23 protein-coding genes, 1 tRNA gene and 2 pseudogenes are annotated in these 25,546 nt (G+C 48.2%); 7 read left to right on the top strand and 19 right to left on the bottom strand.

Annotated features, from left to right (window positions below; translation table 11 throughout):
* Nucleotides 1-34 precede the first annotated feature (34 nt).
* The 6 genes and pseudogenes from KQI75_RS08925 to KQI75_RS08900 all read right to left on the bottom strand — a co-directional run.
* Nucleotides 35-1,390, bottom strand: coding sequence for an MATE family efflux transporter (locus KQI75_RS08925; RefSeq protein ID WP_216470462.1), 1,356 nt, complete (start codon nt 1,388-1,390; stop codon nt 35-37).
* 22 nt (nt 1,391-1,412) lie between these two features.
* Entirely contained in the window at nt 1,413-2,753 is a 1,341-nt protein-coding gene (locus tag KQI75_RS08920) for an MATE family efflux transporter (RefSeq protein WP_216470461.1), read from the bottom strand.
* Between the two features lie 368 nt (nt 2,754-3,121).
* Entirely contained in the window at nt 3,122-3,454 is a 333-nt protein-coding gene (locus tag KQI75_RS08915) for a hypothetical protein (RefSeq protein WP_216470566.1), read from the bottom strand.
* A 12-nt stretch (nt 3,455-3,466) separates the two neighbouring features.
* Nucleotides 3,467-4,294 carry a MerR family transcriptional regulator gene (locus tag KQI75_RS08910; protein WP_216470460.1) on the bottom strand — a complete coding sequence of 276 codons (828 nt, stop codon included), beginning with the start codon at nt 4,292-4,294 and terminating at the stop codon, nt 3,467-3,469.
* 3 nt (nt 4,295-4,297) lie between these two features.
* Nucleotides 4,298-5,656 carry an MATE family efflux transporter gene (locus tag KQI75_RS08905; RefSeq protein ID WP_118736874.1) on the bottom strand — a complete coding sequence of 453 codons (1,359 nt, stop codon included), beginning with the start codon at nt 5,654-5,656 and terminating at the stop codon, nt 4,298-4,300.
* A 289-nt stretch (nt 5,657-5,945) separates the two neighbouring features.
* Nucleotides 5,946-6,074: pseudogene (locus KQI75_RS08900) on the bottom strand (Maff2 family mobile element protein); the annotation flags it as partial.
* Between the two features lie 199 nt (nt 6,075-6,273).
* On the opposite strand from KQI75_RS08900, the gene KQI75_RS08895 reads away from it, so the two are divergent.
* Nucleotides 6,274-6,894, top strand: coding sequence for a hypothetical protein (locus KQI75_RS08895; protein ID WP_216470458.1), 621 nt, complete (start codon nt 6,274-6,276; stop codon nt 6,892-6,894).
* Nucleotides 6,895-6,964: 70 nt separating this feature from the next.
* Here KQI75_RS08895 and KQI75_RS08890 read toward each other — a convergent pair.
* From KQI75_RS08890 to KQI75_RS08865, 6 genes and pseudogenes are all read right to left on the bottom strand, one after another.
* Nucleotides 6,965-8,799, bottom strand: a pseudogene (locus KQI75_RS08890) (VirD4-like conjugal transfer protein, CD1115 family).
* Nucleotides 8,786-9,220, bottom strand: a complete 435-nt coding sequence (locus KQI75_RS08885) for a PcfB family protein (RefSeq protein ID WP_216470456.1) — start codon at nt 9,218-9,220, stop codon at nt 8,786-8,788. The pseudogene KQI75_RS08890 and the gene KQI75_RS08885 overlap by 14 nt, the downstream one beginning before the upstream one ends.
* A 97-nt stretch (nt 9,221-9,317) precedes the next feature.
* On the bottom strand, nt 9,318-10,025 hold the full coding sequence (locus tag KQI75_RS08880) for an antirestriction protein ArdA (protein WP_216470455.1): 708 nt from the start codon (nt 10,023-10,025) through the stop codon (nt 9,318-9,320).
* The gene (locus KQI75_RS08875) at nt 10,012-11,097 is read right to left on the bottom strand and encodes a DNA cytosine methyltransferase (RefSeq protein WP_216470453.1); all 1,086 of its coding nucleotides are present in this window, start codon (nt 11,095-11,097) and stop codon (nt 10,012-10,014) included. The genes KQI75_RS08880 and KQI75_RS08875 overlap by 14 nt, the downstream gene beginning before the upstream one ends.
* Nucleotide 11,098: 1 nt before the next feature.
* On the bottom strand, nt 11,099-11,440 hold the full coding sequence (locus KQI75_RS08870; RefSeq protein ID WP_117473715.1) for a DUF7768 domain-containing protein: 342 nt from the start codon (nt 11,438-11,440) through the stop codon (nt 11,099-11,101).
* A gap of 279 nt (nt 11,441-11,719) precedes the next feature.
* Nucleotides 11,720-13,186, bottom strand: a complete 1,467-nt coding sequence (locus tag KQI75_RS08865; RefSeq protein WP_216470451.1) for a ParB/RepB/Spo0J family partition protein — start codon at nt 13,184-13,186, stop codon at nt 11,720-11,722.
* Nucleotides 13,187-13,423: 237 nt separating this feature from the next.
* On the opposite strand from KQI75_RS08865, the gene KQI75_RS08860 reads away from it, so the two are divergent.
* The 4 genes from KQI75_RS08860 (at nt 13,424) to KQI75_RS08845 (ending at nt 16,384) form a co-directional block, all read left to right on the top strand.
* Nucleotides 13,424-14,716: a hypothetical protein gene (locus tag KQI75_RS08860; RefSeq protein ID WP_216470450.1), complete on the top strand. Its 1,293-nt coding sequence runs from the start codon at nt 13,424-13,426 to the stop codon at nt 14,714-14,716.
* A gap of 393 nt (nt 14,717-15,109) precedes the next feature.
* Nucleotides 15,110-15,520, top strand: coding sequence for a DUF262 domain-containing protein (locus KQI75_RS08855; protein ID WP_216470449.1), 411 nt, complete (start codon nt 15,110-15,112; stop codon nt 15,518-15,520).
* Between the two features lie 202 nt (nt 15,521-15,722).
* Nucleotides 15,723-16,217 carry a hypothetical protein gene (locus KQI75_RS08850; protein ID WP_216470447.1) on the top strand — a complete coding sequence of 165 codons (495 nt, stop codon included), beginning with the start codon at nt 15,723-15,725 and terminating at the stop codon, nt 16,215-16,217.
* Nucleotides 16,211-16,384 carry an HNH endonuclease gene (locus KQI75_RS08845; RefSeq protein ID WP_216470559.1) on the top strand — a complete coding sequence of 58 codons (174 nt, stop codon included), beginning with the start codon at nt 16,211-16,213 and terminating at the stop codon, nt 16,382-16,384. Before KQI75_RS08850 ends, KQI75_RS08845 begins: the two co-directional genes overlap by 7 nt.
* 65 nt (nt 16,385-16,449) lie before the next feature.
* On the opposite strand, the gene KQI75_RS08840 is transcribed toward KQI75_RS08845, so the two are convergent.
* Both KQI75_RS08840 and KQI75_RS08835 read right to left on the bottom strand, forming a co-directional pair.
* Nucleotides 16,450-16,668, bottom strand: coding sequence for a helix-turn-helix domain-containing protein (locus tag KQI75_RS08840; RefSeq protein WP_216470446.1), 219 nt, complete (start codon nt 16,666-16,668; stop codon nt 16,450-16,452).
* A 112-nt stretch (nt 16,669-16,780) separates the two neighbouring features.
* Nucleotides 16,781-17,965, bottom strand: a complete 1,185-nt coding sequence (locus KQI75_RS08835; protein ID WP_216470444.1) for an MFS transporter — start codon at nt 17,963-17,965, stop codon at nt 16,781-16,783.
* 111 nt (nt 17,966-18,076) lie between these two features.
* Here KQI75_RS08835 and KQI75_RS08830 point away from each other — a divergent pair, with 111 nt between their 5' ends.
* Together KQI75_RS08830 and KQI75_RS08825 are read left to right on the top strand one after the other, a co-directional pair.
* Nucleotides 18,077-18,985 (top strand): AraC family transcriptional regulator, encoded by a 909-nt coding sequence (locus KQI75_RS08830; RefSeq protein WP_216470443.1) that lies wholly within the window; start codon nt 18,077-18,079, stop codon nt 18,983-18,985.
* A gap of 361 nt (nt 18,986-19,346) precedes the next feature.
* Nucleotides 19,347-19,910: a hypothetical protein gene (locus tag KQI75_RS08825; RefSeq protein WP_216470441.1), complete on the top strand. Its 564-nt coding sequence runs from the start codon at nt 19,347-19,349 to the stop codon at nt 19,908-19,910.
* A gap of 43 nt (nt 19,911-19,953) precedes the next feature.
* Here KQI75_RS08825 and KQI75_RS08820 read toward each other — a convergent pair whose 3' ends face one another.
* From KQI75_RS08820 to KQI75_RS08800, 5 genes are all read right to left on the bottom strand, one after another.
* A complete protein-coding gene (locus KQI75_RS08820) occupies nt 19,954-20,721 on the bottom strand; it encodes a DUF134 domain-containing protein (RefSeq protein ID WP_216470440.1) in 768 nt (255 codons plus the stop codon).
* Nucleotides 20,722-20,850: 129 nt separating this feature from the next.
* The gene (gene nrdG, locus KQI75_RS08815) at nt 20,851-21,366 is read right to left on the bottom strand and encodes an anaerobic ribonucleoside-triphosphate reductase activating protein (protein WP_216470439.1); all 516 of its coding nucleotides are present in this window, start codon (nt 21,364-21,366) and stop codon (nt 20,851-20,853) included.
* Nucleotides 21,367-21,381: 15 nt separating this feature from the next.
* Nucleotides 21,382-23,553: an anaerobic ribonucleoside-triphosphate reductase gene (gene nrdD / locus KQI75_RS08810; protein ID WP_246566541.1), complete on the bottom strand. Its 2,172-nt coding sequence runs from the start codon at nt 23,551-23,553 to the stop codon at nt 21,382-21,384.
* 301 nt (nt 23,554-23,854) lie between these two features.
* Nucleotides 23,855-23,931: transfer RNA gene (locus KQI75_RS08805), tRNA-Arg, on the bottom strand.
* A 133-nt stretch (nt 23,932-24,064) separates the two neighbouring features.
* Nucleotides 24,065-25,486 (bottom strand): alanine/glycine:cation symporter family protein, encoded by a 1,422-nt coding sequence (locus KQI75_RS08800; RefSeq protein WP_216470437.1) that lies wholly within the window; start codon nt 25,484-25,486, stop codon nt 24,065-24,067.
* Nucleotides 25,487-25,546: the final 60 nt, after the last annotated feature.

The raw sequence follows: 25,546 nt of genomic DNA, 5'->3' as shown, positions 1-25,546 counted from the left end.
AGACGGGGCTGTCAACGGCGGCGCAAAGCAACGTTCATTTTACTGTTGACTGGCTCAGCTGGCTTTGTACTATTGCCTTGTAGTAAACACAAATAGAAATGATTGCAGTAATCGCTTCCGTGATCCAAAACGCATTCCAGACGCCAACCGCTCCGAAAAACCTGCTGAGTAAAAACGCAGCCGGGATGATGACCACTACATACCGGCAAAGGGAAATCAGTAAGGAGGGAGTTCCTTTCCCAAGTCCCTCCAATGCGCCGGAAGATGTAACAGAAACCGCCGAGACGATAAACCCGGCCCCGATGATGCGTAAGGCGGTTTCCCCGGCCTGAATCGTCGCTTCTGTGTGGGTAAACAGCCCCATAAGCTGGCCGGGGATCAGCAGACATATCACTGTCCCAAGCACCATAATGATACCACTCATGCACAAAACGATCTTAAAGATCTGGCTGACCCGTTGGTGTTCCCCCGCGCCGTAGTTATAGCCGATCAGGGGGCGCATCCCCTGCACAATGCCATTCGCTGGAAGATAGACAAATGTCTGCAATTTGTAATAGATTCCCAAAACCAGAATATACACTTCGGAATATGCCGCCAAAATCGCATTGAGCGCCGAAATCAAAAGAGACGGAAGCGCGAGATTCAGGGTTGCGGGAATGCCAATGGAGTACAGCTTTATTACCATCTTTTTGCTGGGGAGAATGTACTGCCTGCGGATATGCACACGAATTGGCCGCGCAAGATAGACTACAAGGTAAATCGTCAGCGTCAGAACCTGTCCGATGCCGGTCGCCAGCGCAGCGCCTTTGATTCCCATTTCCGGGAATGGGCCATAGCCAAAAATCAGAACGGGATCTAAGACAATGTTTGTGATGCACCCACACATCAGGCTTATCATGGTCGTTTTCATGTTTCCTACTGCCTGGAACAATTTCTCAAACGCCATGCTGACGGTAACAATGAGTGTAAAGGCGAACGCAACGACAGAATAGCGAACGCCAAGTTCAATGACCGCTTCGGATGAAGTGAACATCCGCAGGAAAACCGGCATGATTGTAATACAGCAGACTGTCATAACAACGCCATGAATCACGGCAAGCACAAGTCCCTGCGTGGCTGCCTGATCCGCTTTTCTGTGATCCCCAGCGCCCAAATGAAAGGCGATTACGGCGTTGATTCCAACGCCAAATCCAATTCCGGCAGCATTGATAAAATTTTGAACCGGGTAAACCAACGATAATGCCGTCATAGCCTCCTCGCTGATCTGCGCGACGAAAAAACTGTCCACAATGTTGTAGAGGGAATTGACCAGCATGGATAACACCATAGGCAATGACATGGATAAAATCAGCGGTAATACCGGTTTCTCTTTCATGAAAGTGTCGTTCATCATTTTTCCTCCCTGGAACACGTTATGAGATATTTTTGCGGCGATGCCATGCCATCATCACAAGAGCAACGAGCAAAGTGGCAGTTTCGGCAACCGGAAATGCAAGCCAGATTCCGTTCAGATGGAACAATTTGTCCAGGCACCATAAGGCGGGAACAAGGAAAAGCATCTGTCTGCATAATTGGATCGCCATGCTGGAACCTACTTTTTCCGTAGCCTGAAAATAGGTGGAAATCATAGTAGAGAGACCGCAAAACAGATAGCTTGCCGCCATAATCCGCATAGCGGATATCCCAAAGGAACGCATAGCTTCCGACGCCGTAAACAATCCCAAAATCTGTGCTGGAAAAAGGATGACGGCCAATGTCCCCAGTATCATCATACCAGTGACCAAAGCGGTTCCGTATCGGAAAGCGGAATGCAGCCGTTCGCTGTTGCCTGCGCCGTAGTTAAACCGCATGACAGGCAAACAGCCTTGAATCAAGCCGTTTACCGTCATAACAATCAGCTGCTGCACCTTAAAATATGCGCCGAAGAAAGCGATCGCCGTATCGGAATACGCCACCAAAAACAGATTGACAAAGGTCACCATAAACGAGCTGAGGGCGTTCATGATAAAAGATGGCAGGCCAAAGGCAAAAATACGGTGGATCATCTGTTTTTTCAAATGAAAGCCTTTGATTTTTACCTGCACTTTCTGCTTTTTGCCCAGCAGTAAAGCAAATGCCAAAATCATGGACATCAGATAGCCTGCAACGGTAGCTACCGCGGCGCCGCGGATTCCCATAGCTGGGAAAATACCAATTCCAAAAATCAGAATGGGGTCGAGCACGAAGTTGACGACCACGCCCGCGATCTGGAACCACATGGGAGCGACCATGTTCCCGGTGGCCTGTATCATCTTCTGGATGGCGATATGCACCATATTGGGAATTTGCATGAAGGAGCACACACTCATATAGGCGATGCTCAGCTGATAAATTTCTTCATTATTGGTGAATGCCCGAAAATAGGGTTTCATAATCAGTAATGACATAAGGTTGAGCAAAGCACCAATTCCAAAGGCCAGCAACAATCCATGTGTGACAGTTGCATTTGCCTCATCCTGCTTTTTCTGTCCAAGATATCCTGCTATCAGCACATTCACGCCGACACCGATCCAGATAGACGCTGCATTCATCAATGTTGTAATCGGGAATGCCAGAGAAACAGCGATCAGTGCATTCTCACTCAACCGTGCCACAAACGCGCTGTCTATCAGGTTATAGGAATATTGCAGGAACATGGAAATCAGCGGCGGTATCGACATTTGCCAGATGAGCTTTCCAACAGGAGCGACCGCCATTTTATTATTGGTCTGCATACTTTCCCTCCTCTCCACAAAGTGTCCGGCGCAAAAAATTGCGCCGGACAGCAGGATCATTAAATCCGAACGATATAGTTTTGTTTGCGTGCTGCGGGTTGACTGGCTTCCCGGGCCGGATACCCCAATGCAACCGCCCCGACACCGCGCAAGGTTTCCGGCAGCCTCCATCCTCCGTTCTGCCAGATTTTCCAGGATGCAGACAACAAAAAAGCCACACGGCTATCACAAGATAGCTGTGTGGCAAAAAGATGACCGAATCCGGAAAAGTCCACTCAAATTTTACGCGCATTATTATAGCATTCTTTCAGAAGACTGTCAAGCATCAATCATTATGGAATTGTGGCGGCTGTCTGTTGTTTTTCGTGTTACTTTATGGCACATGAGAAATTCTGTCTGGTTTTGTACTCGTAGTGAGTGGGCATGTTCTCCCATTGGGAGGCCACCCACCAGTCCAATTCATTCAGTACGATATTGGATAGGATATTCAAGGCTCGGAATGCTTCTCGATATGGTAAAATATCCGGATCTTCCTTGACTTTTCTTCCCTCAAAACGCTGCATTGCAGCTTGGATACTTTCATCTAAAAATTGTTCAATCTCTGGGTATGCGTTATTATTATCAATGCCTTTTGCCATAACAACACCAAAGCAGGCACTCGGCAGTTCTTCAAAAATTTCTTTTTTAACAACGAATCTCATTTTATGCCCTTCTTATCTGCACTTGACCGGAATACATATTTCAGTCACAAATTTTCCACTGTCATTAGTAATGCCATAGTCTATGAGCGTGATTTCTCGCGAAAAACCAGCAATCTGTATCTGTTCTTTTGTGATGTAGTCAAGGAGCTTTTCATAGTGCGCTGGAGCTTCTATATGACTGCCTCGAAAACGCAGCCGTACACAAAGTGTTTTGGGAAGAGTAATGGTTTCACCTGTATAAATGTCCTCTTGATCCAGTATTAGAAAAATGCTGTCATAACGATTTACTTTTGATTGCTGCAAATGTTCCGCGGAAATGCCAAGTCCGACCTTTCCAAGAAATACAACGGCTTCGGCATCAGATTGATCCAGCTTTCTAATCGGCACTTCCATATCATGAGAGCCATGTACTTTCAGTGGAGCGTCTACCCAAACAATGCGACAGGACGGAAGCTCTATTAAGGAAACGGTATCCAAAGGCACACTTTGTGCGTCTCGCAGCCAATTTAAGCGGTGGTTAATCTTTTGTTCTATACGTTGTAATTCTTGTTGCTTTTTCAGGACTGCATGCTTTTGCTGTAACAACTTTTCCTCAATACAGCTGATATCCTTATTTTTGAGAAAGTCCTCAATCTCGGACAAAGGCATATCCAATGCCCGCAAATACCTGATTGTGTTGAGTACTTCAAATTGTTCGGTGCCATAGTAACGATAGCCAGAATCTGAGGAAATGTATTCTGGTGTAAGCAAACCGATATGTTCATAGTGCCGCAAACTACTAACACTGATATGAAACAATTTTGACACTTCACCTATTGGGAAGAGATTTTTCCGATCCATATCTTACTCCTCCACCAGAACAAGCGTTGATTTGCGCCGTATGACTCCAAAGGCGATTAGGCAGATCACGACCGATAGCAGTGAGCCTGCCGCGGTAGCCAGTCCCATCGGGAGAAGCGTTGCCGGGAATAATTTTGAGGTCACATAAACGCCAGGCACACGCATCAATACAATGGCGAGAATATTGTGTAAAAACGACAGGCCGGATTTCCTGCATGCGCAAAAAAAGCCGCTAAAACTAAAATGAATGCCAGCAAAAATACAGTCAAAAATGTAACCACGCAGATACTGGCCGCCGAAACGGACCACCGCCGCTCCGTCCGCAGTGCTGGGATCAGTGAACAGCGAAACGATGCCTTCCGCTGTAAACTGGATCGCGATAGAAGCAAGCACACCAAAGCCTGCGGCGAGCATCACCGCATAGCGCAGCGTTTGAATGGCCCGCTCCGGTTTGCCCGCACCGATATTTTGCGCTCCCAAGGCAGAAACGGTAGACAGCATAGAGGAGGGGACCAAAAAGAGAAAACTGATCACTTTCTCCACAATCCCGACTGCCGCTGCGTCATTCAGTCCACGCTGATTGGCAATAATCGTGATAATAATAAAAGCAACTTGAATCAGGCCGTCCTGAAACGCAATCGGGATGCCGATCCCCAAAATTTTCCCCATGACCGCACGGCAAGGCTTGAAGTCGCTTTTTTTCAGAACGATGCTCCTGCGTTTCAAAATAACGGTAAGGGAAACAACTACACTGATTGCCTGAGAGAGAGTTGTACCAAGGGCTGCGCCCGCAGGCCCAAGGTGCAGCACACCCATAAAAAGATAGTCTAAAGCGATGTTGGCAGCACAGGCTGTGGCAATAAAGCACATCGGGCTTTTGCTGTCGCCCAACCCTCGAAAAATAGAACTGATAATGTTGTAGGATGTAATAAACGGAATCCCGATAAAGCAGATGGTCAAATAGGTGATCGTACCACTCACCGCATCCGTTGGCGTAGACATGGCAACGACAATGGGATGAACAAGGGATAACAGGATGGCCGTAAGCGCAATGGAAACCACCAGAAACAATATTACCGTATTCCCGATGTTATGCGCTGCCTGTTTTCGATCTCCTGCCCCCACCGCCTGGCCGACGCTGACGGTTGTTCCCATCGATAACCCTACAATCATAACCGTAATCATGTGCATCACTTGTGAGCCGATAGAAACAGCGGTAGTACTGGCTACACCCTCGAACTGTCCGATGATAAATAGGTCAGCCATGCCATAGAGCGTTTGAAGAAAATACGAGAGCAGATACGGCAATGAGAATAATACAACATTTTTGAACACACTGCCGGTAGTAAGGTTCTTTTCCATATTGCCTAATCCTTCTTTTTTGTTAAACTACCAATATTATAATATCTACAACAGATGTAGAGTCAAGCGCTTTTTCTCATTTTGTAGTACCGTTCAAATGACTTTTTATAAGTTTATTTTTTTCACGCAAATTCTTGAGAATATCTCGTGTTTCCATGTCTGTCCCTCCTAAGGAATATGTTATTATTTATTATAAAACTGCAAACCTTATTTTAACAAGCAACTCGCTGTTGCTATGGAATAGTGGATGCTGTCAATCAAATTCTTGCGTGTTTCTTTATGGCACATGAGCATTAGCGCCGGGGTTGTCCGAGCCATAGCCCTCCAGCAGATTGACCACGCCCCACACGCCAAGGCCAGCGCCGAGGGCAATCACAAGGGTCTGCAAAGTGGTGATGGCAGAAGCGAAAAACTGCATATAGCCTCCTATTCTCCGGGATATACCCGGCCATGAAAAAAGCCGCCCTTGCGGGCGGCAGCCTACTAACTGGTTTTTATACAAGGTTTCTTTTTTGCGGGAGGAGCTCTTGGTAACATAAAAAGGACTCCTTTCTCATTGCTTGGCAATTTGAATTGCGGTATAATGTAGATAAAAACAATTAGTGAGGTGAAAATAAATGACTGATTGGGCAATGGTTGTGTTAACCGCAATCTATGTTTTAGCTACAATTCTTATTTGCTACTATAACTATGGGGCAACCAAGGCTTCAAGAGATCAAGCTGCTGAGATGCGCCGTCAATATGAAGAAGATAATCGTCCATATATAACCGTTGAGCTTATTTATGAGCGAAAAGCGTTTTACGGGCTGCGTTTTTCAAATCATGGAAAACGTCTTGCCAATCATGTACGCATACAACTTGACCAAACTTTTTTAGACAGCCTCAAAGAGCCTTCATTTAGCGAAATGTTAAAGCGAGCAAACGGCAAAGAATGTATTATTGGAATTGGGCAACATTATGATCTCTACTTCGGCTCAAACAAATTCCGTGAAAACACAGACAAATATCCTCTTTCGGGGCAAGTGGTCTACCAAGATGGTGAGCGTACATACAAAGAAGCGTTTAACATTGATTTTGACTCCTATGCAACATTCTTTTCCGTGAACTGCGATTTTGATGATTTTTTGAAAGAAATGAAAGCCCAGACCAGAGAATTGCACGGAGTAGGGGAGAAGTTGCGACAGTTGGTTACAGTCTGCCAAGTGAGTGCCGATAACACAGACAGCAAATCAGAATAATTCTTCTAACTCACACTTTCGTCGTAAGACAGAGTGTGAGTTCTTCTTTGGGACAAAATGTCCCAAAGCGCTATACAAAAGCGTCCGGGTCGTCGAGGTCGTCATAGTTGAGGATGTCCTCGTCCTCGTCTGTGAGCGCCTCGTCCGGCACGGACACTTCGTACACCTCACATTCCTCGTTCATGCCCGGTCGCCTGCGGCGGTCAATGAGCCTGTCGAGGTCAAAGGCGTTTTTCACTTTATCGGCCTCCGCCGTAAAGCGATAATTGGGGTGCTGTTTCAAATCGTATTTCTTGGAATAGAACGGCGGCAGCCCTCGGAGCTGCAAGATGCACCGATCTCCGGGCATGGTGGCAAGCTCGCTTGGGGTCATCAGCTCCCGCCCGAGCCGCTGGGTGTTCTGGCTGTAACTTTCGGACTGCCCACGGGAGCGCCCCTCGGTCTGCATGGAGATGGTGGCCTTGCCCAGCCAGTTCTCGGAAATTTCCTTGATGGTGGAGCTTTCGCGCCCGCCGAGGAACAGAACACTATCCATGTTGCCGAGGATGGTTTCCGCGTTTTTATCGTAGATAGCCTTACATTGGGCAAGCTGCTGATACAGCAGGCACAGGCTGATCTCACGGGAACGGATGACCGCCACCAGCTTTTCAAGCTGGGGCACCTGCCCGGTGTTGGCCGCCTCGTCCCACAGCACCCGCACATGATGGGGCAGTCTGCCGCCGTGAACATTGTCCGCCCGTTCACACAGGAGATTGAACATCTGCGAAAAGGCCAGCGCCACAAGAAAATTGTAGGTGCTGTCGGTATCGCTGATGCAGAAAAATGTTGCCGTGCGGCGATCCCCCATGCGGTCAAGCTCCAGTTCGTCATAGGACATGATCTCCCGGAGCTGGGGAATATCAAAGGGAGCAAGCCGCGCGCCGCAAGAGATCAAAATACTTTTGGCCGTCTTGCCGCTGCTGAGCTTGTATTTTTTATACTGCTTCACCGCAAAGCAATTCGGTTTGCGCTGTTCCAGCCCCTTGAACATATAGTCCACGTCGTTGAGAAAATCCTCGTCATCCTCCTTGACCTCCATGCCGGAGATCATGTCCACCAGCGTATTCATGTTGCGATCCTCCTCGGCTCCCTCAAAAATGATGTAGCCCAGCAGGGCGCAATACAAAAGCGTTTCCGCCTTCGTCCAGAACGGATCGCCCTCCTTGCCCTCGCCCTTGGTGTTGGAAATAAGGGCATTGACAAACTTTAGAATGTCCGCCTCGGTCTTGATGTACGCCAGCGGGTTATAGTGCATGGATTTTGAAAAATCAATGCTGTTGAACACCTTAATTTTGTAGCCCCGTTTTTGCAAAAATGAGCCCACCTGTCCCAGCACGCCGCCCTTGGGGTCACCACCACATAGGAAGAATGGGCTTGCAGGAGTTGGGGCGTGAGCCAAAAGCGGGTCTTACCTGAGCCGGACGAGCCGATCCCGCAGAAATTGAGGTTGCGGGCGTTAGCGGGATTTTTCGGGCGAGTGTTCATGGTGAGCTGTTCTGTGGCGGTCAAGATCATATTGTTTTCAAACTTGGGATCGACAAAAGGGCGTATATCTTTTTCAGATCCCCAACGGGCTGAACCGTACTCTTCATCACGCCGGAATTTCTTTGCGTTCTTGCTTTTGAAGCAGATCAGCAGACGGAACGCCACCGCCCCCACAATGCCCACCAGCCAGTCAAAGGGAGCAAGGCCGGGGGCAAAGTCGGCAAAGGCCGCGCCGACGGCCTGTCCCAGTCCCAGCAGCTTATGGGCAAAATCGCCGCCCGCCGCCAGACGGTAGGCCGTCCCCAGCTTGAGAAACACCCAGCCGATGAACACATAGGGAATGTTGGGCAGCACATATTTACGGAGCTTATCTGTCACCATGCACGGCCTCCTTAATGTGTTCTTTCTGCGGCTTTTCCTTGGCAAGCTGCTGTTCCGCCTGCTTCATCTGTTCGGGGATCGTGGGCTGGCGGGACTTAGCCTTGTCCAGCACCTTGCGGGAATATTCCGAAAAGCAGGCGGTCATAGCGTCCGCCTGCCCGGACTTGAAGAACAGCAGGTATTTCCCCGGTTCAGTCTGATAAAAGGCATAGTCCACATTCCACTTCCAGGCTACCCGGTCAAAGAGCTTTGTATCCCCGGACAGTTCAAGACTGTCGGTGGATGTGCCATGCGCCATGAGCTTTTTCACGGTCTGCTTGCCGTGGGGCGTCTGCTTTGCCCGGTGTGCCTTGGCAATTTTGCGCCCCACCGCCCGGACAACATAGGCAAGCCCCCGGGCGGTCAGCTTCGACGCTTTCACCGATACGGCAATCGTGCGCCGGGAAATATCCTCGTCTACCAGCCGTCATCGCCTCCTCTCTGATAGAAATATGACCTCGGGACAAAATGTCCCAAGGTCAGCGGTCATCATGCTCCTTTCTCGGGTGCAGGTGCTCGCCCTCCAAAGAGGAACGGTCTATGACCTCCTTGTAGGCCGCCATCTGCTCCCGGATATTTAACTTGGGGTACGCAAAAATGCGGTGTTCGGCGGGAATGTCCTCGATCCCGTGGTACACCTCCTTGAAATCGCCGCTGCGGGTCAGATAGCCCGTGGGGGCGAAGTGGCCGCCCTCGTTGATCCGCATATCCCGCCCATAGGCTTCAAAATCGAAGTAGGGCAGCACATTGTCCGGCACATCCAGTAGTTCCATGTCCTCCACATAGATGCGCCCCAGCGTTTCATCGTCGGTCACGCCGGGGTGCAGATCGTAGCAGTCCAGATTGTGAACGAGGTTGATGATGTCCGCCACGCTGGAAGTATGGTCGCCCTTATTGAGTACGGCCTCCAGCGTTTCGATCTCGTCGCTGTCCAGCTCGGAAATGAGATGCGCCAGATGGTTCAGCTCGTCCAAGTTTTCATACTCGGTGAGATAGTCGTATAAGCCCATCACATCGCCGTCAAAGGCGGTGATGAAAAACTCCTCATACCGCACACCGTTCACGCCGATGTTCTTTAAGAGCGATTGCACCTCCTCCGTGGTAGCCGGAAATTTCAGCGTTTCGCCCACAAGCTGCCCCTCGGCGTATTTGCCGAGATTGGTAATGTAGGCTTCAAATACCGTCATTTGCACCTCCTTTTGTCAGCGCCTCCGCGATCCCCGCCATGATATACTCGGCGCAGGGCAGCGCGATGGCATTTCCCAATGCCCGGTAACGGTGGGAGGATAGAATTTCCTCGCCGTCCGCACCGCACCTTGTCCAGCCCTCCGGCAGCCCCATGAGCCGCTCACATTCCGTTTCCGTGGGAAAGCGGACGCAGCCCCCGGCGGGATCGTCCTCATACCAAAAGGCAAAGGGCGAAATGCCGCCCGCTAACAGAGTGGGAAAAGGGTCAGTTGGCAGTCCGAAGCTGTTTCGGAACGCTGTTTCCGTCCGCTCCTTGGCGGACGCCCGCATACGGAAGCATTGAAAGGGTCGGGTGACTGGTACGCGCCGCCCTGCTTCAATAAAAGAGCCTCGATCTCCGCAGGCGGCGGGCAGCCCGCTATCTCTGCCAGATGCAGAAAGTGACTGCATTGTGCGGGGCTTAAAAAGTATTTCGTGGGAGCGCCGTCCTCCAAAGTCTGCCACAAGAAAGATACGCTGCCGTCGTGCCAGTCGGGGGCTTGCCCAATACTGGGCATCCATGAGCCGCCAAGAGAGGTCAGGCGTTCGCCCTCGCACCATTCCGGCTCCTGCCCATCTTCCAGAAGCAGGCATTGAAACATCGGCGTCTGTGAAAGCAGATAGGACGGCTCTAAAATCCATCCGGTCATTTGATGAAAACGCTCCCATGACATTTTCCCAAACAGCGATTGCTGGAAATAGACCATTTGTCGCCTCCCTCATTTCACGGATAATGCGGATGGCTTGAAAAAACAGACTGGATTTTTCTCCCGCAAGCCCCTTGCGGTTGCCGATCTGCGAAAGATTTTGGCACGGTGAGCCAAAGGTGATAATATGGACGGGCGGAAGTTCCCGCCCGTCCAGCTTCGTCACATCTCCCAAGTGCGCCATATCGGGAAAGTGGCATTTCGTGATGGAGATAGGGGCTTTTTCGATCTCGCTTGCCCATATCGGCTCAATGCCGCAGCGCACCGCCGCCAGCGGAAACACGCCGATCCCGTCAAACAGGCTCCCCAGCCGGAGCGCCGTCATCTTATCTGCGCCCCTGTCCCTTGACGGTCAAAATGCCCTCAAGGGTGGTGGCGGTGATCCCGAGCCGCTGGGCAACGGCGATGTCGTTCTTCATGGCCTCGGTGACGGTATGACCGCACACCACCAGCACATGAGAGCGGCGGAGCAGGTCGCGCCCCATGTCGATGCCGCTCTTATGTTCCTCTGGAACGGCGTCATTGAGGAAAAGGGGCTGATAGAGCGTCGGGCAGATAGGCGAAAAGCCCGCCTCATACACCGTGCGGCAATACTGCGCCGCCAGCTTCGTGTTTTCGTGATCGCTGCCGCACCATGCGGCGGTAATGTACGCAAGGGGTCGTTTCATTGTAAAATACCTCCGTTTTGTAATGTAGTAGTTCAACCCAAACCCCACGCCCTTTCCCATTCTTGGGAAAGGGGGCGGCTCTGGAGGATATACCCCCGCCGCTTGCCGGAGAAAAAGCATAGCCGGGACAGGCGGTCAAGGGCTGGCCGCTGAAAACAGCGGTGCGATGCACCCTTGACAGCCCGCTCCCGGCCATGCTGGAATACGGGCGGCGACGGGGGATATAACCACAAGAGCCATTCGGGGAAACGAAAGACCTCGGGACAAAAAGTCCCAAGGTCACTTTTCCAAATCCATTTTCTTTTCGGGCTTGCCCAGCTCGGGCGGCTGCTTGGCCTTCCAGTCATCCAGCAGAGAAATGATCTTGTCTTTCATTTCCCTCGGGGACTTGTCCTTGCCGAAATACTTTTCCAGTTCCGCACTATTGATGATCACCTTGTCTACCTCCTTTTTCTCCTGCGACAGAATACCGTCGATCACATCGCCGTTGAGCTTGCCGTCCTTGTCCAGCTCCCGCATTTTCTGTGCCTGCGACAGCGAGGGCGAGGACTGCTGCCCCTCAATGGACACGGCGATATACCTCTGATTTTTGGGACGGATGAATGAGATCTCCACCGCCGGGGTGAACGCCAGCTTTTTCTCGTCCACCATTTTCTGCAAATCCGGCACAAACTCGGTCAGGCGGATATACCGCTGCACCTGTTTATAGTTCATACCGTTGCGATCTCCCACGACCTGCGTAGAGCGTTTTCCGGCGTCCTTGTCCTCCTCTCCGGGACGGGAGCCTTGGTGCTTGATGGCCTCCACCTGCATTTTGAGCGACTGCGCCTTTTCCGTGGGCAAAATGCGCTCACGGTGGCGGAGGTTGTCATCCGTCATGGCGAGGATGGCTTCATCGTCCGTCATGTTGCGGACGATACACGGCATATTCGCAAATCCGGCGAGTTCACTTGCCCGCTGGCGGCGGTGGCCTGCGATGATCTCATAGCCGCCATCCTCACGGGGACGCACCAGCGCTGGCTGATTGACGCCCGCCGCCTTGACCGACTCCACAAGCCCCTGCATCTCCGCATCGTCCCGGACACCAAAGGGATGATTTTTGAACGGGTGCAGATCAGACAGGTTGAGATAAACGATCTCCTCTTTTTTGGCACGGGTGGCGTCACGGGACGCAGACGGCTCCGGCGTGACCTCCGCACCAGTGGGAGCACCGCCCTTATCCACGGCAGGCTTCTCCGGGGCGGGCTTGCTTTGGGAATTTTTGTCCCGAGGTTTGGGCTGCTTAGCCTTATCGGGAGCAGCCTTGCCATCCTTGGGCGGACGGCCTCTGCCGGGCTTGGCAGCCTTATCCTTTTCCGTGGGCGGCTTCTGCTTGACCGCCTTTTTCTCCTCCTTGGCCGCCTCGTCACGGGCGGCGGCAAAATCCACTACCTTGTCGGAATATGCCGGGGCGGGATCGTCCTTGCCGGGAGCGGGCGGCTGCTCCTGCTCCTTTCCAGCCTTGGGGACGTCGGGAGTGGCAGGCTCCTCCACCTCAGTGCGGGTAACAGCGTCGGCGGGATCAGGCACGGCCTCGCCCATTTCAAAGAGCGCCGCCTGCCCCTCGTGTTCCAGCATGACCGCCTCTGCGTCGGTCAGCGCAGACTTGGGAGCAGATTGCTCCGGCACGGCGGCATTTTCTACCGCAGGAGCGGGAGCCTCGGCGGGCGGGGCTACATCGGGAATATTTTTCTTATCATCTGCCATTTGCAAACCTCCTTTTCGTGGCATAATAAAAGCCAGTCCGCAGACTGGCCGGGTGGAAGTGACCTCCCTTCATGGTTTATATATGAAAACGCCGCCCGTTGTCCTGTTGGGCGGCGTTGTTCTCAATAGTTTAAACATATTCTTAATTTACAACCTCGAATAATTGTGGGAAATGTCGAGTTGTTGTGATATAATTATAATAGTCGTAGCTACTTAGAATAATGGAGGGTATTTAGCATGAGCGCTGGAATTTGTATAATGAACAAAAACGCCATAGCTTTAGCTGCCGATAGTGCAGTTACTATAGGGCAACATTTAGCTATTCATAATTCTGCAAATAAACTTTTTGCACTTTCAAAAGTAGCGCCTATTGGAGTTATCATTTATTCTAATGCTGAATTGATGGGCATTCCGATGGAATTGATTATTAAGCAGTATAAATCAGAGCTAAGAAACAAAGTGTTCCCAAATCTCTCCGACTATGTGACTGATTTTTTGCAGTTTCTCATACTGAAATCTAATCTATTTCGTTTCCCGGCTAACGAGAAAGCATATGTTACAAATGTATATGTTGATTTGCTAAATGGCTTGAATGGAGATTATCAACTTTCTATTAAGCGAAAAATAAATGAAATCAAACGCGACCTCACAGCAGAAGAACTGCAAGAAATACAGGTTGAAACTGTAAGAGCAACACTCATGTTTGTTGATCAGTTGGCTACGATACCGAATTTAGAACTCCATGATTATATTAAGAATACATATAGCGGGGAAATTAGGCAATACATATCAGTACAATTTCCTTGGATTGGAGAGCCTTTACTTGCCGAACTTGTGGAAAAAATATGTTCCGTATTCAACAAGGACTTTATGCGTAATGGCTATGTTGGATTGGCTTTTGCTGGCTACGGAGAAAACAATATATTTCCTCAAATGTTGCATTTGCACATATCTGGAATAGCAAATAATATAATAAGATATACCACTATTGAGAATGTCGCAATTACAGAGGAACAAATGTCAACTATCACCCCGTTAGCACAAACAGATGTAATGCAGACTTTTCTATTTGGCATTAATGATAGCTTTATAAACGACATCGGCAAAGAACTTCCAAGACAAATCCAAAGCGGAGTTAATAGCATTGATGATACTTTTTTTGCAGAGAATAAAAAGCAATTGGTTCAGCAGGAACTTAGTAGAATTACATCAAATGTTATTAATCAAATTGTTCAAAAAGCCCAACAACAGTATTTGTTCCCTATCACACAATCTGTAGCAACGCTCCCCATTGAAGAATTAGCCTTATTAGCAGAATCGATGATTAATATCACTTCTCTGCGGCGCAAGGTTGCATTGGATAATAATATAGGGACTGTTGGTGGGCCCATTGATGTTGCGATTATCTCGAAATGCGATGGCTTTATTTGGCTAAAAAGAAAGCATTATTTTGACCGTGCTTATAATCCTCAATATTTCTATTCACACTATATGTTATCAGAAAGTGAGGATATAAATAATGGAGAATAAACCAACCGAACAGTATCTCGATTATCTCATCTCAACATATACTGATACATCGGATACCGGAACAAGCGGAAAAGCATTTAATATTTTACAACTTAATGTCAAACAATCAGAGTTCCAGCATAGTGCTTCATCGCAGGCTATTCAGACGAACCGATGCGCAAAGGACAACATGGAAAGTAATAATAGCATTTAGCTATGCCTAATGTAGTAGGTTCCCATTACCTATAAAGATTTAGGCATCAAGAGCTTTTTCAAAAGAATGAATACCTCTTGCCAACTACCAGCAAACTGTTGATATATCTGCGTTTTCTGAGATCCTATAATTACACTCCGACCATAGAGCGGACTATTCAGTTCGCTCTATTTTTTTACAAATAATAAAAGTGGTTGATTATGTACGAATCAGAAATAAATACTAGTATTGTACATACTCGTCAAATTAATTATTCTTTAGGTGAATTGCAAAATGTAGTTGAAGCAAACGATATTATCACCGACCCTGATTATCAGCGCAACTATGTTTATGATAATAAACACGCTTCACTTTTAGTCGAATCGATTTTAATAGGTATTCCGATTCCTATTATTTATTTAGCTGAGGAAGATGATGGTGTTTTATCTGTAATAGATGGTCAACAACGAATTACGTCCTTTGTACGTTACTTAAGAAATGAATTTCAATTGGTTGGTCTAACAAAATTGCAATCGTTGAATGGATTATTTTTTAAGGATTTAGAAAAAAGTATCCAACGAAAATTGCGAACTTTAACAGTATCTGCCGTCTGCATAGAAAAAGGATTCTGAAGATCTTAAATACGAAATATTTTCACGTTTAAATCGTGGCGCTATTAAATTAAAAGATCAAGAGGTTCGTAATTGTATCTATCGCGGGCGATTTAACGATATATTAAAAGATGTCGCAAATAATAATCAAATTTTAAAAGATTTATTTCATGACTCTAATACTCGATTTGTATACGAAGAAAGAATCCTAAGATTTTTTACTTTGAGAGATTATATGCATCTTAAAGGGACATATAAAACAGCAATGAATCGATATATGCAACAGCATTCATCAGATAGTGATGAACAATTAGTTGCAGCGAAGAAGCAATTTAATAGCACAATAGAATTAGTTAAAAATGTTCTCGGAGACGATGCATTTTTTAATAGTCGACATAAATTTAACGGAGCTGTATATGATTCTATCATGATTCCATTTTCATATTTCTCCAAAAAATCGATTATGAAATATGCAGATGAAATACGCAAAGAAATCCATCTTTTAAAAACTACAAATAAAGAATATCAGGACTGGGTTTATGCTGGAACTAATGCTGGAACTAAGGTTCGCTGTCGAATAAACGCTGTTATGAGTATTTTAAACAAAATAATATCTTCCGATCAACCACTCGACTCGTCAAGAACTTTTGATCCCGATATTAAAAAAAGCTCTTTTATCCTGGATATAAATGTGATTATTGTGGAAATCAAATTTTAAGCATTGACGATTGTGAAATCGATCATATTATTGCTTACTCATTAGGTGGTTCTACAAGTATCGAAAATGCCCAACTACTTCACAAAACCTGCAATAGAAGCAAAGGTTGTCAGCTATCTGAGTCTGATGAATTTATTGATGACCGTGACGATTTATCTGAAGACTAATTAAAAAAGCTATCTAGAATGATTTTTTAATCATTTTAGATAGCTTTTTCTCTATCTGTCACAACTTAGTGACAGCCGTGATTGCCGCAGCCACGCCGTTCGATGGCAAAGCCTTCTGGACCCTCCGTCAGATAGATTCGTTCCCAGTCTTGTACTCTGTGATGATTGCTGATTTCAAATTGTCGAGCCGTTTCTCTGTAACTGATCTTTTCTTTCATCATGGTTTCCACGACCAGCTTCTTGAATTCCGGCGTGTATCGTTTGTTTGGTACTCCCTTTGGCATTAAAATCACCCCACCTGTTAGACATTATATCATACTGTCTAACAAATGGGGTGCAGTTCATTTAATACATGGTGCCTTTTTATTATATTTTTGCACAAACCGTCCGATACAATCAGTTATTTCTGTGTCTGGCTCTGTTCAGCAACAGGAGCGATATCATAAGTATCAAGGGAAATGCACAACCTGAAAGCATACCTTTCTGCATATCGTCACCTGCATTCTGGGTGATATTTCCTACAATAGCAGGACCGAGCGCTCCGCCGAGGTCGCCTGCCATGGCGAGAAGTGCAAACATTGCAGTTCCACCGGTGGGTATTTTGCCTGAGCAGATGCTTATAGATCCGGGCCACATGATACCTACCGAGAACCCGCACATTATGCAGCCGAAAAGTCCGATTATAGGTATTCCCGACAGGGAGGCGGTGATATAACAGATCAGACACAGCAGCGCCGAGCCTATCATGAATTTCATAAGATCGAGCTTTTCGCCGTACTTCCCGTAGAGCGTACGGCTTATGCCCATCGTCACCGCAAACATACACGGTCCTGCAATATCACCGACTGATTTAGTCATCCCGAGAGCGGATTCTGCAAATGCTGACGCCCACTGCGCCATTGAAAGCTCCGAGGCTCCCGCACATACCATAAGCAGTATCGCAAGCCAGAACAGTGGTACTCTGAGCAGGTCACGGATACGCATTCCCTCGCCGTCCTCGACAGGATGTTCAATGGGACATACTGAAAAATTGTATATGTTCACAAGTGGAATTATCGCCCAGATACAAGAGAGCCACTTCCAGTTTTCTATGCCGAAAACAGTAAAAAACAGTGTTGAAATGAGTATAACTCCGACCGAACCCCAGCAGTAGAATGAATGCAACAGACTCATTGCGGCTTTTTTGTGCTCAAATGGGCAGGCTTCAACTATCGGACTTACAAGCACCTCGGTCAGACCGCTTCCCATTGCGTATATGATTGTGCTTACGATTATTCCTGCGAACGGGTTGGGAAACAGTTCAGACAGAAAGGCAAGTCCGATAAGTCCCAGTGCCGAAAACGCCTGCGAACCGATAACGCATTTCCGATAACCGATTTTGTCGGCGAAACGTGCGCACAGCACGTCTATGATAAGCTGAGTAACAAAAAATACCGATGAGATAAGGGCAACTTTCCCAAGAGGGATACCATAGCCATTGTGAAACGTGAGAAATAGAAGCGGGGCGAAATTAGCTGCTATTGCCTGTGTGATGAATCCAAGATAGCAAGATATAAGTGTTTTTTTGTAATTCAGAGCCATATTGACAAACTCCTTGACAATTAATACAATTAGATTATATAGCAAATATTATAACATTTCGATGCACAAAATCACATTTTTATTACATAATATCGTAAATCAGGTGAGAACATGCGTGATGAAATCAAAAAGGACAGGATCACAACAGACGAAACCTTGCGTGAAACCGCAAATCACGGCAGCGAAGAATATCCGTTCAGCTACTATTATGAGGACATCTGGGGTTTCGACTTTCACTGTATCGACTGGCACTGGCACCCGGAGGTCGAATTTGTTTATGTACAGCAGGGCAAGGCTGATTTTCTGGTGGGCGGAAACAGGTATGTTCTAAGCTCGGGCGATGGAATCTTTATAAACTCTCAGGTGATACACAGATTTGAAGCCAGAGGCAGCGCCATCATTCCTAACATTGTTTTTTCACCTGTTCTGCTTGCGCCGCAGGGCAGTCTGATATACAGCAGATACATCAGACCGATAATTGAATCAACTACCGAATGTGTGATTTTTTCCGCCGAAGCAACAGCGCACCACAGCATTATCGAAACAATGAGGTCGATATTTGCTGTGCAGGGTTCAGGCACAGCGTCTGAAATGAAAACGGTAGAACTGTTACTTAAACTATGGCGCCTGTTATATGAAAGCATACAGATAACAGACTGCAGCCCTGTTGTGTCCGTGCATTCCGCACAGACGCAGGCTAAGCTTCAGATAATGATGCAGTATATTCATGATAATTACAGTAGTCGGATAACACTGGACGATATTGCCCGAACAGTTCTTGTAAGCAAAAGCACTGTTCTCAATATTTTCAGGACTTATCTGCACACATCACCGATAAATTACGTTGTGGAATACAGACTGAAACGAGCGTCAAAGCTGCTTGTTGATACCGAACACAGCGTTTGTGCCATAGCGCATGAAACAGGATTTGAGAATATCGGCTATTTCTGCCGTAGATTCAAAACACTGTACGGCGTTACACCGATATATTACAGAAATCATTGCCACAGTGCAGAGTAAAAATCAAGTTACGCTCCTATTTATCCCTGTATAATGACAGAGTAAGCATTGCACATTTCAAAGAAAGGTGAACCTTCTAATAAAAGGTCCGTACCGTGTGCATTTCGTATCAAAATAGGTCTTTACTTTCATAAACCCGCCTTTTCGTTGGAAAGGGCGGGTTTTTTCTGTCTCAAATTGACAGGCGCAAACAACCATGATACCATACGAGTATATATAACATGTTTGATGTGCAAACGGGGTGATTTTGATGAGAAAGCAACTATGCGGTATGCTTGCAGGGATATTTTTTGTTTTCGCGCTGTCTGCGTGCACAAATTCCGCGCCATCGCCGGAAACCATCCCTTCGGAAACACAAGCGGTGCCCAACTCATTTTCTCAGGTTGCATCCATCACCCGCCAAGCGCGGGATGCCGCGAATGCTGCGACTGAAAATGATATTTCCACTGCGTATGAATACATAAAATCCAATTATACCGACTGTTTCAAGGACAATGCCACGATGGAGCAGATGATGTACTATGGTTGGTTATTGGAGTACAAATATGTGGGCAATCCCGAGAAAGAAGATTACTGTAATCTTGGTCAGGACGCAGAGCAGCTTGTCAAATATGTCTACCGCGGGACGGATACCGCTGACAGCGACCACTCCAAGTCCAACATAGAACAGATCAGAAAATCTATTGATGCCATTGAGCAAGCGAAAGCCGCTGCTGCCGAACAAGCTGCCGCTGAACAATCGGAAACCAGCAACAGTTCGGATACTGCTTCCTCAAAAGAAAACAGCCGAACGGTTTATGTCACCAAAACAGGCAAAAAATATCACTACGCCAATCCTTGCGGCAAAGGCACCTATTATCCCTGCAGTTTGGCAGAGGCACAGTCCCGCGGGTTAGAGCCTTGCGGAAAGTGCGTACTCCGTTAAATAAGCAATCCCCTGCACAGCATGCAGGGGATTGTTTTCGTATTTAGTGACAGCCGTGATTGCCGCAGCCATGCTGTCCGCATGTATGGCCTTCGCCGTGCTCGTGATCGTGATGCGAACAGCGCACGTTCGGATTGTAACCCAGTGTGCCCGCCAGAAGCGCCTGTACGGCTTCATCTGCATCGCCTGCCACACCGCCATACAGCTGGATTCCTGCCGTTGCCAGCGCCATCTGTGCACCGCCGCCGATGCCGCCGCAAATCAGCGTGTCAACACCGTTTTCCGACAGAAAACCTGCCAGTGCACCGTGACCGCTGCCGTTGGTCGGAACAACAGCCGCGTTCTGCACCGCGCCGTTCTCTACATCGTAAATCTTAAATGCTTCCGTGTGTCCAAAGTGCTGAAAAATTTGTCCGTTTTCATACGTTACTGCAATTCTCATTGTTTGTCTCCCTTTCTGAGGCAGTACTGCCTGTGTTTGCTGCCGTGCTCTGCACGAGCCTCTCCGGCAGCAGCCATTTTTCTGACACAGCTGATACGGCCCGCCCGCAATGCGCAATTGCTTGCCGTTGACGATGCAATCTGCCAGCTTAAACCGCGCCGATTCATAAATTTCTGTCACCGTGGTGCGGGAAATTTGCATCTGCCGTGCCGTTTCCTCATGTGTTTTCTTCTCAAAATCCACCAGACGAATCACTTCGTATTCATCGACGGACAGTATGATTTGCTCCGATGGAGAGATACCGTCCGGCTGAAAATGAATATAGTCCGGCTCCCAACATACCATTCGTTTCCGCTTGGGTCGCGCCATCCCATCACCTCGTTTTCGTCATATGTCGATAATAACACACAGCTGCCGTTCTGTCAAGCAGCCGACAGTGCCCAATCCACAGCAAAAAAGATGGCAGCCATGACTTGTGCCATGTCTGCCATCTTTCATTTATTCACAGCTTTCAATCTGTGTACAAATTCCGTTTTTCAGCGTGAGAATGCGCTGATTTCGGCTTCCGCGGAACCGCAGCGTCAAATCTCGTTGTTCTTCGATAAATTCGCCATCTACAAGAATGTCAATATACGAGAGCATCTCGCGCGTGACGTCTGTAAACACAGAGCCGCCCTCTGCCAAATCCGTGTCATAGGTATAGCCGGTATAGCACCAAACCGTCTTTTCCGGCAGTTGCGTCTTAACCCGCCGCAGCAGCGCCGTCAGGGCGGGCTGATTCTCCGGTTCAAACGGCTCTCCGCCGAGCAGAGACAAGCCCGTGATATAATCTGGTTTTAAGCCGTCTATGATGCTGTCCTCTGTTTCCTGCGTGTACGGTTCGCCATAGGAAAAGTCCCATGTCTCCGCATTAAAGCAGCCCTTGCAGTGATGGCGGCAGCCGGAGACAAACAAGCTGACGCGGACACCTGTGCCATTCGCCACATCATAAAATTTTATCGTCGCATAATTCATTGGCAGCTCCCACGCTTACAGATGCAGCACGCGGTCTTTGATTTCCTGCGTTCTGCCCTGATTCCAAAACTGCGTACCGATGTAACCGCAGGTTCTGCGGGCAACAAACAGCTTATTCTGGTCGCGATTGCCGCAGTTCGGGCACTCCCATACCAGCTTGCCCTCGGCATCGGTGATAATCTGAATTTCACCGTCATAGCCGCACTTTTCACAGTAATCGCTCTTGGTGTTCAGCTCCGCATACATGATATTATCATAGATAAAGCGCATGACAGCGAGCACTGCATCGGTATTATTCTGCAAATTCGGAACTTCTACATAACTGATTGCACCGCCCGGAGACAGCTTCTGGAATTCCGACTCAAACTTCAGCTTATGGAATGCATCAATGTGCTCGGCAACATGCACATGATAGCTGTTTGTGATGTAATTTCTGTCTGTGACGCCCGGAATGATGCCAAAGCGCTTTTGCAGGCACTTGGCGAACTTATATGTCGTGGATTCCATCGGCGTGCCGTATACGGAATAGCTGATGTTTTCCGCTTCCGACCATTCCTTGCACTTGTCATTGAGCTTCTGCATGACTTGCAGCGAAAATTCTCTGCCCTCCGGCGAGGTATGCGTCTTGCCAATCATGCGCACGCACATCTCACACAGACCGGCATAGCCCAGTGAAATCGTCGAATACCCGCCAAACAGCAGCTTGTCAATGGTCTCGCCCTTCTTCAGGCGTGCCAGCGCACCGTTCTGCCACAGAATCGGCGCAACGTCAGAAATCGTGCCGAGCAGACGCTCATGACGGCAGCGCAGTGCACGATGACATAAATCCAGCCGTTCTTCGTAAATTCTCCAGAACGCATCCATATCGCCGTGAGACGAACAGGCAACGTCAACCAAGTTGATGGTGACAACGCCCTGATTAAATCTGCCGTAATACTTGTGAGAGCCATCCGGTTTGCGCTGGCTGTCCTCTACCGTCAGGAACGAGCGGCAGCCCATGCACGGATACACATCACCCTGCTTGAGCGAACGCATGACCTTTGCGGAAATATAATCCGGCACCATGCGTTTTGCCGTACACTCTGCGGACAGCTCCGTCAGATACCAATACTTGGAATCCTTGGTGATATTGTCTTCATCCAGCACATAAATCAGCTTCGGGAATGCCGGCGTAATCCAGATGCCCTTTTCATTCTTGACGCCCTGCATGCGCTGACGCAGTACCTCTTCGATAATCATCGCGAGGTCATCGCGCTCCTGTCCCTCCGGCACTTCGTCCAGATACATAAACATTGTGACAAACGGTGCCTGACCATTACAGGTCATCAGGGTAATGAGCTGGTACTGAATGGTCTGAATGCCGCTCTTTACTTCGCTTCTCAGGCGGCTTTCTACCACTTTATTGACAATGCGGTCATCCAGCGAGTCGCCGCATGCCGTGCGCTCTTCAATAACCTGCTTACGAATCTTTTTGCGGCTGATGTCTACAAACGGAGCCAAGTGCGACAGCGTAAACGTCTGACCGCCGTACTGATTGCTTGCAACCTGCGCGACAATCTGCGTCGTGACATTGCAGGCGGTAAAGAAGCTGTGCGGCTTTTCAATCATGGTTTCACTGATGACCGTGCCGTTTTGCAGCATATCCTCCAGATTGATGAGGTCACAGTTGTGTTCCTTCTGCGCAAAATAATCGGAATCATGGAAATGAATGATGCCCTCTTCATGTGCCTTGACAATATCCTCCGGCAGCAGGACACGCATGGTCAAGTCCTTGCTCACCTCACCCGCCATATAGTCGCGCTGGGTCGAGTTGATAACCGGATTTTTGTTGGAATTTTCCTGCTTGACGTTCTCATTGAGATGATCAATCAAAGCCAGAATTTCATTATCTGTCGTGTTCGATTTACGAGCCAGTTCCCGCTTATACCGATAGCGCACATACTTCTGTGCCACCTCATAGCCGCGCATCTCCATGATGCCGATTTCTACCATATCCTGCACATCTTCGACATGTGTGATATGCGGCAGCGATTCCAGCTTCTTTTCTACGGTATCTGCTACCGCCTGAATCTGGTACTCATTCAATCTATGAATCGGCTCAACCTCAAGATTGGCAGCCTTTACAGCATTGACGATCTTCGATAAATCAAATGGAACTTCTTCACCATTTCTTTTGATAACTTTCATCGTAAATCCCTCCATACGCGGCAAATGATTGGCCGCCTATCTATTATAAGCCCACGGACTTCCACTGTCAATATATAGTATGATAAGTGCACGCATCATACTATATATTGGCCGTAAAATCGTGTCCTCTGCGGCGAACATCTACTATTATATAATTTCTCTTTGCAATCCGCAACCGAACCGGTACATAATTTTCCCGAAAATCCGAGCGCATATTTATGATGAATCACCAAAACACAACAAGCGCAATACAGGCGACGATAAAAAAACACCGCCGTTTCTCACGAAACAGCGGTGTTTTTGGTACGCCCGGTGCGATTCGAACGCATGGCCTTTGGAGTCGGAGTCCAACGCTCTATCCAGCTGAGCTACGGGCGCATATCTCTGTTATCTTCTATTATCCGATAACCGTTAAATAGTATACCAGAATCCGCAGCAAAAGTCAACGAGTAAAAATGCGCAAACAGCAAAAGAGTCTCCCGCAGGAGACTCTTTGTGTATATCAAAGCTATCATTCGCGAATGGAACCTTCGCTCAGACGCTTGAAATAATGGCGCGTTTCGGCAACGACAACACCGCTCAATGCCAGAATTGCCACCAAGTTCGGCAGAGCCATCAGCGCATTGAAGATGTCCGCAATCGTCCATACAGCGGATACTGTGAGGAACGGGCCGATAAATACAGCCAAAATGTACAGCCAGCGATAGACCTTCATCGTCAGCTCATGCTTGCCGGTCAGATACTCCAAGCAGCGCTCCGAGTAATAATCCCAGCCGAGAATGGTCGTAAATGCAAAGAAGATCAAGCACAGCATCAGAATGCCCTCGCAAACCTTTGCACTGAACGGCAGGCCTGACTGGAAGGCATAGGCAGTGACAGCGACACCTTCTAAGCCCTGTGTATATGCACCGGTCAGTACAATCGAGAAGCCGGTCATGGTACAAATAACAATCGTGTCGATAAACGTGCCGGTCATGGAAACCAAACCCTGACGAACCGGTTCGTTGGTCTGTGCTGCAGCTGCCGCAATCGGCGCACTGCCAAGGCCGGCCTCATTCGAGAAGATGCCACGGGCAATACCCTTCTGCATAGCAAGGATAATAGCGCCCAGCGCGCCGCCTGCCACTGCACGCATGCCAAATGCACTCTGAATAATCAAAACAAAGGCTGCCGGAATCTTTGTCACATTCATAATCAGCAGCAGCACGCAGAATGCAACATAAATACATGCCATAAACGGTACGATAACCTGCGATACGCTTGCAATGCGCTGAATACCGCCGATGATAACCAGTGCAACGCACACAGTGACAATAATTGCCGCAATCAATACGGTATACGAATAGTCTTTTCCGAACAGCTGGAATGTCCATGCATTGTTGCTGTCAAAGAAGTTGTTGACAGCAGAGGCAATACCATTTACCTGTGTAATGGTACCGATGCCCAGAATACCAACGCCGACACCAAAGAATGCAAACAGCTTTGCCAGCCATTTCCACTGCTTGCCCATGCCGTTTTCGATATAATAGAATGGGCCGCCCAGTGCATGACCGGTTTCGTCCAGCACGCGGTACTTGATCGCCAGCACGCCCTCGGCAAACTTGGTTGCCATGCCGAACAGGGCTGCCATCCACATCCAAAACAGGGCGCCAGGGCCGCCTGCAACGATAGCTGTTGCTACGCCGACAATGTTGCCGGTACCGATGGTTGCGGACAGAGCCGTACACAACGCACCGAATGAAGTAACTTCTCCTTCGCCGCCTTCCTCATTGTGCACCATATATTTGAGTGCTTTGGGAAGCTTTCGAATCTGTAAACCTCGCAGGCGAATGGTCAAATAAATGCCAACCGCCAAAATCAGGACGATAAGCGGGACACCCCACACCCATCCGTCAATCATTTCTAAAAATCGAGTAAACTGCTCCACGTTCATTTCTCCTTTCGTCGTGCATCAAGCGGTTGGCATATCAGCTTTTTTTGCCCTGCACCACAT

This window comes from Butyricicoccus intestinisimiae (genome assembly GCF_018918345.1).
GTDB classification, from domain to species: Bacteria; Bacillota; Clostridia; order Oscillospirales; family Butyricicoccaceae; genus Butyricicoccus_A; species Butyricicoccus_A intestinisimiae.
Note: the sequence above shows the minus strand (reverse complement) of the source record. Positions and strands in the feature narration are given on the sequence as shown.

What these genes read in the sequence shown, in the direction of transcription:
- KQI75_RS08910 (WP_216470460.1), bottom strand. Translation starts at nt 4,294, where the DNA reads ATGGATCGGAAAAATCTCTTCCCAATAGGTGAAGTGTCAAAATTGTTT.
- KQI75_RS08925 (WP_216470462.1), bottom strand. Translation starts at nt 1,390, where the DNA reads ATGAACGACACTTTCATGAAAGAGAAACCGGTATTACCGCTGATTTTA.
- KQI75_RS08920 (WP_216470461.1), bottom strand. Translation starts at nt 2,753, where the DNA reads ATGCAGACCAATAATAAAATGGCGGTCGCTCCTGTTGGAAAGCTCATC.
- KQI75_RS08840 (WP_216470446.1), bottom strand. Translation starts at nt 16,668, where the DNA reads ATGCCAAAGGGAGTACCAAACAAACGATACACGCCGGAATTCAAGAAG.
- KQI75_RS08880 (WP_216470455.1), bottom strand. Translation starts at nt 10,025, where the DNA reads ATGACGGTATTTGAAGCCTACATTACCAATCTCGGCAAATACGCCGAG.
- nrdG (WP_216470439.1), bottom strand. Translation starts at nt 21,366, where the DNA reads ATGAATTATGCGACGATAAAATTTTATGATGTGGCGAATGGCACAGGT.
- KQI75_RS08855 (WP_216470449.1), top strand. Translation starts at nt 15,110, where the DNA reads ATGTACGAATCAGAAATAAATACTAGTATTGTACATACTCGTCAAATT.
- KQI75_RS08895 (WP_216470458.1), top strand. Translation starts at nt 6,274, where the DNA reads ATGACTGATTGGGCAATGGTTGTGTTAACCGCAATCTATGTTTTAGCT.
- KQI75_RS08870 (WP_117473715.1), bottom strand. Translation starts at nt 11,440, where the DNA reads ATGAAACGACCCCTTGCGTACATTACCGCCGCATGGTGCGGCAGCGAT.
- KQI75_RS08835 (WP_216470444.1), bottom strand. Translation starts at nt 17,965, where the DNA reads ATGGCTCTGAATTACAAAAAAACACTTATATCTTGCTATCTTGGATTC.
- KQI75_RS08875 (WP_216470453.1), bottom strand. Translation starts at nt 11,097, where the DNA reads ATGACGGCGCTCCGGCTGGGGAGCCTGTTTGACGGGATCGGCGTGTTT.
- KQI75_RS08915 (WP_216470566.1), bottom strand. Translation starts at nt 3,454, where the DNA reads ATGAGATTCGTTGTTAAAAAAGAAATTTTTGAAGAACTGCCGAGTGCC.
- KQI75_RS08800 (WP_216470437.1), bottom strand. Translation starts at nt 25,486, where the DNA reads ATGAACGTGGAGCAGTTTACTCGATTTTTAGAAATGATTGACGGATGG.
- KQI75_RS08830 (WP_216470443.1), top strand. Translation starts at nt 18,077, where the DNA reads ATGCGTGATGAAATCAAAAAGGACAGGATCACAACAGACGAAACCTTG.
- KQI75_RS08865 (WP_216470451.1), bottom strand. Translation starts at nt 13,186, where the DNA reads ATGGCAGATGATAAGAAAAATATTCCCGATGTAGCCCCGCCCGCCGAG.
- KQI75_RS08860 (WP_216470450.1), top strand. Translation starts at nt 13,424, where the DNA reads ATGAGCGCTGGAATTTGTATAATGAACAAAAACGCCATAGCTTTAGCT.
- nrdD (WP_246566541.1), bottom strand. Translation starts at nt 23,553, where the DNA reads ATGAAAGTTATCAAAAGAAATGGTGAAGAAGTTCCATTTGATTTATCG.
- KQI75_RS08905 (WP_118736874.1), bottom strand. Translation starts at nt 5,656, where the DNA reads ATGGAAAAGAACCTTACTACCGGCAGTGTGTTCAAAAATGTTGTATTA.
- KQI75_RS08820 (WP_216470440.1), bottom strand. Translation starts at nt 20,721, where the DNA reads ATGGCGCGACCCAAGCGGAAACGAATGGTATGTTGGGAGCCGGACTAT.